This is a genomic window from Pseudidiomarina halophila (genome assembly GCF_003987215.1).
GTDB classification, from domain to species: domain Bacteria; phylum Pseudomonadota; class Gammaproteobacteria; order Enterobacterales; family Alteromonadaceae; genus Pseudidiomarina; species Pseudidiomarina halophila.
Genome location: NZ_PIPW01000008.1, coordinates 1 through 6,649, shown reverse-complemented (window position 1 = coordinate 6,649; position 6,649 = coordinate 1). Strand labels below are relative to the sequence as shown.

The following is a 6,649-nucleotide window of genomic DNA, read 5'->3' as shown; positions in this document are numbered from 1 at the left end:
AGCCTCGGCGTTTAGTGTCAAGCCTTTCGGCTAATTTTTTTAAGACCCTAAACTGTTACTTTCGGCGGCTTCGTTGCCTGCCTCAAGCGTGGAGCGCATTTTAGAGATTTAAGTCGCCACGTCAAGCGCCAAAACCAACTAATTAGCTGTTTTTTTACTGACTGCTGGTTTGTTGTTCAGATCGCTGCTTTTTTGTATCAACTCGCCAGTTTAAAGGCTTTCTGCTAGTCTTAAAGGTTAACGCTTAGGATCAAAAAGATAACAAATTGAGAGGTAAACCCGATGAATGGAGATATTCGTAGTTATCAAGGAGTCGAGCCGACACTTGGAGAACACGTCTATATAGATCAAAGTGCAGTTATTGTCGGTGACGTCAGCTTAGGTGAAAACAGTAGTATCTGGCCGTTCGTGTCCGCGCGCGGTGATGTGAACTTTATTCGCATTGGTGCCCGCAGCAATATTCAGGACAACTGTGTGTTGCATGTAAGCCGCAAAAGTAATCGGAACCCAGACGGCCATCCGCTTATTATTGGTGAGGACGTTACCGTCGGTCACCACGTTATGCTGCATGGCTGTACTATTGGAGCGCGGGTGTTGATTGGCATGTCAGCGGTGATCATGGACGGCGCTATCGTCGAAGATGACGTCATCATTGGTGCAGGGAGTTTAGTGCCTCCGGGTAAAGTACTGCGCAGCGGCTATCTGTATGTTGGCAGTCCGGTCAAAGAACAACGTAAGTTAAATGATGAAGAACTCGCCTTCTTACCCGAGTCGGCGGCGAACTATGTCATGCTAAAAGATGAGTACGCCCTGAACGTCCACTCAGTTTGAACTAGGCCTAATGAAAGTCGCGCGAACGGTTGGCCTGTAGCTCAAGCTCGGCCAGCAGCGGCGCGCCATCTTCTAAACGTCCGGCAATGACATGAATCACGTCGCCGTGAATTTCAACTTTGCCGTACACTTTAAGGAGTTGCGCCGTAAGGTAGAGTTCGCGTTGCGCCCGTGCTGTCGCTTGCCAAACCACCACGTTCACCATACCGGTTTCATCTTCAAGGGTAATAAAAGTAACCCCTCCAGCGGTGCCAGGCCGTTGCCGGCAGGTGACCAGCCCCACCACGCAAACTACCTGTTGATGACGACAACCGGCCAGCTCCGTAGCCGTACGCACACCACGCAATAATCGCCGCTCACGTAATAAGGCAAGCGGGTGACGCCGTGTCGATGCGCCCAGACTACGATAATCCGCTGCAATATCACTTACCTCTGTAGGTGTTGGCAATTGCTGCAAGGTTGCGCGATCTGAGCCGGTATCATCGATGGTGCTAAACAAAGGTAACTGCTCAGCTTTTACCGCCAATGCCTGCCACTGACTTTGAAAACGATGGCCGCTGACTTTATGTAATGCATCGGCGGCAGCCAGGCGTTGCAAAAGAGCAGGGGAGGCACCGAGTTGGCGCAGCTCCTGCAGCGAGGCAAAGCCCTGTTGCGGCCGGCGGGCAAGCAGGGCATCGACGTGTTGTGCGGCCAGACCTTTGATCAAACGTAAACCTAAGCGGATCGCATAACCATTTTGCATGGCAACCAACTGATGTGCCCAGGTACTGGTTTGAATATCTACAGGCAGCACAGTCAGATGATGGCGACGGGCATCTTGCAACAGTTGTTCAGCTGAGTAAAAACCCATAGGTAAGCTATTCAGTAATGCACAGTAAAAGGCCGCCGGGTAATGGTACTTAAACCACGCCGAGGCATAGGCTAAGTTAGCAAAACTGGCCGAATGAGACTCAGGGAAGCCGTACTCGCCAAAACCACAGATTTGCTGATAGATGCGCTGGGCAAAATCTAAGCTATACCCACGCTCGCGCATACCACTAATCAATTTCGTCTCAAACTGCTGTAACTCACCGGTACTGCGCCAATTCGCCATAGCACGCCGCAGCTGATCGGCTTCACCACCGCTAAAGCCAGCGGCCACCATCGCCAGCTTGATCACCTGTTCCTGAAAGATCGGTACCCCCAGGGTGCGCTCGGTGACTTGCCGTACCGCTTCACTTGGGTAGGTCACCGCTTCTTCACCGGCACGGCGGCGTAAATAGGGATGCACCATGTCGCCCTGAATAGGCCCGGGCCGCACGATAGCAATCTGTACCACCAAATCATAAAACGTAGCAGGGCGCAGGCGGGGTAACATACTCATCTGCGCACGTGATTCGATTTGAAACACACCAACGGAGTCCGCGCGCTGCAGCATCGCATACACTTTAGCGTCTTCGGTAGGAATGCCCGCCAGATCAAGCGGGCGCTGATAATGTTTGCGCACCAGCTGCAGCATTTTCTGCAACGCGCTCAGCATACCCAACGCGAGTACATCCACTTTGATCAGCTTAAGGGTTTCAAGATCATCTTTGTCCCATTGGATAACGGTTCGGTCCGCCATACTGGCATGTTCAACGGGCACTAAATCGGCTAACTCCCCAGCCGCAATAACAAAGCCGCCGACATGCTGCGACAAATGCCGCGGAAACTTCAGCAGTTGCTCCGTCAGTGACACTAACCAGCGCCCACGCTCCGTGGTCGCCAGGCCCGACTGCAACTGCACTAACTGTTGCTGCCAGGGGGTATCCTGATCCCGGCGGTCGATTTGGCGCAGATAATGCGCCAGTTCCTGCTCGCTGAATCCCAGCACCTTGCCAACATCACGAAACGCACTGCGCAACCGGTAGCGGATAACGGTTGCCGCTAATGCAGCGCGCTTACGGCCATATTTCTGGTAAATGTACTGAATCACCTCTTCACGACGTTGATGCTCAAAATCCACATCAATGTCTGGCGGTTCATCGCGCTCTTTAGAAATAAAGCGCTCAAACAGTACATCAATTTGATCAGGGTTCACTGCGGTGATCTGCAGGCAATAGCAAACCACCGAGTTTGCAGCGGAACCGCGCCCCTGGTAAAGAATGTCGCGCTGCTGAGCAAATTGCACAATGTCGTGAATGGTTAAAAAGAAATACTCGTAGCGAAGCTCGGCAATTAACGCGAGCTCTTTTTCCAGCTTGGCCTGCACATCAGATCGTAAGCCGTTCGGAAAGCGCTCTTTGGCTCCGGCATAAGCGAGTTGCCGTAAATAAGCGGTCGCGGTTAGTCCTTCAGGCACCAGCTCCGCTGGATACTCATAACTCAATTCACTGAGTTGAAAGCTGCACTGCTGCGCGATCTGCCGGGTAGCGGCAAGCCAGTCCTGTGGATAACTGCGCTGTAATTGTGCCGCATCACGTAAATAATGCTCCGCATTTGGCCGCAGCTGCGTGCGTACTTCCGTGACCCTTTGCCGCAAGCGAATGGCAGTGACGACATCATGTAACGGCTGCCGTCCGGGCTCAGGGTAGAGCACCTCGTCCGCAGCAACCACCGGCAACCGACTTTGCTGGTGATAGTTGTTATAGCGGCGGTACTGGCTGGCATCATCAACGCAAAAATGACGCGAGAACGCCAGCCAGAGGCGTTGAGGAAAAGCTTCGCCCAGCGCCTGGTGATAAGCACTAAAGGCAAGGTCGTTAAGTGGTCGCCACAGCAACAGGCAATCGTCCAGCCCGCTAAGGAAATCGTCCGCAGACACCTGATAACTGCCTTTTTTGCAGCGCTCCCGGCCACGACTAATCAGCCGGCAGAGCTGACCGTAACCTTGCCGGTTTCGCGCCAGAACAATCAGCACGCCCAGCTGTTCAACCTGAAAAAAGCTGCCAATCAACAACTGCAATGATGCGGCTACATCTTTTTGCGCTACATAAGCACGCACCACGCCGGCAACTGAACATTCATCGGTGATGGCAATGGCCTGGTAGCCCAGCGTCAATGCCCGTTCAACATACTCATGAGGATGCGCAGCGCCATATAAAAAGCTGTAATTACTGACACAGTTCAGCGCAATAGGGCGCCAGTCCGGGAGGCTTTTCTCAGCTGAACCAGCCATGTAAGTACCACTCCTCATGACTACGAAATATCCAGCCTTGCCGGTCAAGTGCATCCACCGCAATAAAGTAATCGCGGAGCACGCCTTCCCCGTCCCACCAGCCGGTCTGGATCCGCTCCGGGCCCCATTGCAACTGCCATTCGTGAACGGCAATGGCCTCAGGTTCGGGCAGTAGCCAAAGCGGACGGGGTAATCCCTGACTCGGCGCCTTCGCGGTCTGCAAGTCGGTTTGCCATTGTTGTGCAGCTTCCGGGCGCCAGTCATTTTGCGCCTGCGCCTGCTGCACTGCAGCGGTGCCTAAACGCGCCTGCAACTTGCCTAACAAAGCTTGCAATTGCTGTTGCTCGGCCCGCTGCGCCGTCGCATCTTGCTGCGCGGGTAACCAACTCGTCGCTGTGACTTCGCGTGCCTGAAAAGCATCGGCCCGCAAACTTAATTCCAGCGCTGGCGTGGCGAGTTGCTGACGCTCTAACTGCAACTGCACCAACTGCTGCATCTCACGCTGACGCCATAAAGGTAAGGCAAAGGCAATGCGTACCGGGGTCTGACTTTGATCCCGATGGTGTGCCAACAAAGTAAAACGGACCACACTCAATTGACGGCTTTGTAAAAAAGCTTCTAATTGCTGCAGCAGTCGTCGCAACGGGAATAACAACTGTTGCCACGACGCCACCTCAGTCATTAAATCGAGACGTTCGGAGAACTTCAGTGGTGGCCGATAGTAACGCTGCGGGGGCAATAATTCGCCCTGCAACTCTGCCACATAGGCCACCATGGCGCGGCCAAACCGCGCACCTAATTCGCCCACCGGCAGCTGCAATAGATCGCCCAGACACTGAATGCCGACATTCTCAAGTTGCTGCTGTTGCGCAGCCGGGAGCAAAGCAAACCGCAAAGGAACCTGTCGCAGTTTTTCTAGTAGCTCGCTTTTTGCGGCGCGCATAGGTTCAAAGCTGAGCTGCGGGACCTGCGCCAAAATGCGGGCAACTAAAGGACTGTACCCCGCCGCGATTTGATAGCCTACCGCAACCCGAGCTAAGCGCCGCGCTAATTGACGCTGCACACCAGCATAGTCGCCATACAACCGTTGCAAATCATCGACTTCAAGTAGTAAGCCTTGCGGTGGATATAGCGCAATTTGCGCAATGTCCTGGTGCAGCCACTGAGCGAGCCGTTGCAATACCTGCTCTTCACGTTGTTCATCATAGGTTCGCTGCTGTAGTTCAGGCACTAATGTACTGGCGGTAACTTCAGCCATGCCCAGCTTCACCCCAGCGTGACGAGCCGCAGTATTGGCTTGCACGACAGTTCGCGCGCGCTGCCCGTCGCTACGGCACAACACTTGTGGCTGTTGCCGCTGGATTTCGCTCTGCAGGCTTAACTGTTCATCCAGCAGCAGCTGCGGCAGCGCTAAATACCACCAAAGTTTGTCGCGACTCATGCGAACCGCCGGCGCCGCTCCGGCAGATGCCCTGTCACCGGGCAAGGAAACGGAGGTAATGGCCAGCCAGCTCGCCGCTTTACTACCGCCACCTGCAATTGCTGTTGTTGCCACTGCAGTTGCAAACGGTTCACGTAAGCACGAGCTTCCTGTTGTTGCTGCCAGGGGGTCAAAATAAATGCCAGTTGTTGATGGCGGGAGGCCGCTTGCTGCAAACGTCGCACTGCACTCGCATCAACCGTCGGAAGCCAGGCGACAATCACCCCTAAACTTGCACTTTGTAATGCTTGTTCAAATGCCCAAAGGGCGCGCTTAGGATCGTTTTCCTGCAACCATAACGGCGCCTGCTGCAACTGCTGATAATGCAGTCCAGGCCAATAAGGCTGAGCCGGAGGGTTTATCCATAAGCAAGGCTTCTGCTGAGCACTGAGTACCGGCATTAAAAATGCCAGTTCGCCCTGGAAGTTGTGCTGCACTTGCAGCTCATGCAATGCGCCGCGCAGCCAACCGCCACCAAGGCGACGGTTAAGCTCAGGCCAGCCGGTATCAACCAGCTGATCACTGGCCAACTGCTCCGCCGCATCATGCCCCTGCCAGACCCATCCCTTATGTACCAACTCTTGTAATGGATGTGCCATAACAACCTCGCAATACTGTATATTTATACAGTACAACTGTAGCTGTTTTTTTCAACTCCTGCAATACGCAACTGGTAAATTCCGTTGCTAGGATACACGCACGAATCGATGCCTTAGCTTTGAATTCAAAAGCTGATGGCTGCACCCAGTTACGCAGCGTATTTTCATGAACATCAACCGCACGGCATGCTTCAGCGAAACTATAACCTTGATCAAGAACCAAGCTTGCTGCGTCATGTTTAAACTCAGTGCTGAAAATTCGACGTTGTCTTTTTGCCATTGAACACCTTTTCGTTAGGGGTAATACTACCACCTAAAATGATGTTCGGGTTTAGTCTGCCACTACAGAAGTCCCATTATGTCAGTTATCTCGCTTACCAGCCGGTTCTCGAACTGGACTTCCCAGACTTTGCTAGACACTTTTAACAGTTACAATGTAACTAAAACTAGAGGTGTTTATGAGCAAAGGCAAACGGTATACCGAAGAATTTAAAGTTGAAGCCGTCAAGCAGGTCACCGAGCGCGGGCACTCTGTTTATGACGTCGCTGATCGTCTGGGCATTTCCGTAAAGTCACTTTACGACTGGCGTGCTAAATACG

5 protein-coding genes and 1 pseudogene are annotated in these 6,649 nt (G+C 53.2%); 2 read left to right on the top strand and 4 right to left on the bottom strand.

The features are described from left to right. Nucleotides 1-282: 282 nt before the first annotated feature. The gene (locus tag CWI69_RS12230; RefSeq protein WP_126764616.1) at nt 283-831 is read left to right on the top strand and encodes a gamma carbonic anhydrase family protein; all 549 of its coding nucleotides are present in this window, start codon (nt 283-285) and stop codon (nt 829-831) included. A 7-nt stretch (nt 832-838) separates the two neighbouring features. Here the strand turns inward: CWI69_RS12230 and CWI69_RS12225 are convergent, their stop codons facing one another. From CWI69_RS12225 to CWI69_RS12350, 4 genes and pseudogenes are all read right to left on the bottom strand, one after another. Beyond that, nucleotides 839-3,970, bottom strand: a complete 3,132-nt coding sequence (locus tag CWI69_RS12225) for an error-prone DNA polymerase (RefSeq protein WP_126764615.1) — start codon at nt 3,968-3,970, stop codon at nt 839-841. Continuing rightward, nucleotides 3,954-5,411 carry a Y-family DNA polymerase gene (locus tag CWI69_RS12220; RefSeq protein WP_126764614.1) on the bottom strand — a complete coding sequence of 486 codons (1,458 nt, stop codon included), beginning with the start codon at nt 5,409-5,411 and terminating at the stop codon, nt 3,954-3,956. Before CWI69_RS12220 ends, CWI69_RS12225 begins: the two co-directional genes overlap by 17 nt. Next, a complete protein-coding gene (locus CWI69_RS12215; protein WP_126764613.1) occupies nt 5,408-6,049 on the bottom strand; it encodes a hypothetical protein in 642 nt (213 codons plus the stop codon). The genes CWI69_RS12220 and CWI69_RS12215 overlap by 4 nt, the downstream gene beginning before the upstream one ends. A 139-nt stretch (nt 6,050-6,188) precedes the next feature. Then, nucleotides 6,189-6,329: pseudogene (locus CWI69_RS12350) on the bottom strand (transposase); the annotation flags it as partial. A 178-nt stretch (nt 6,330-6,507) separates the two neighbouring features. Here CWI69_RS12350 and CWI69_RS12205 point away from each other — a divergent pair. Continuing rightward, a partial coding sequence (locus CWI69_RS12205; RefSeq protein WP_157984274.1) for a transposase occupies nt 6,508-6,649 on the top strand: 142 nt, incomplete at its 3' end.

Bases quoted from the DNA above. Each gene is read 5' to 3' on its own strand.
- CWI69_RS12230 (WP_126764616.1), top strand. From the start codon at position 283: ATGAATGGAGATATTCGTAGTTATCAAGGAGTCGAGCCGACACTTGGA.
- CWI69_RS12225 (WP_126764615.1), bottom strand. From the start codon at position 3,970: ATGGCTGGTTCAGCTGAGAAAAGCCTCCCGGACTGGCGCCCTATTGCG.
- CWI69_RS12220 (WP_126764614.1), bottom strand. From the start codon at position 5,411: ATGAGTCGCGACAAACTTTGGTGGTATTTAGCGCTGCCGCAGCTGCTG.
- CWI69_RS12215 (WP_126764613.1), bottom strand. From the start codon at position 6,049: ATGGCACATCCATTACAAGAGTTGGTACATAAGGGATGGGTCTGGCAG.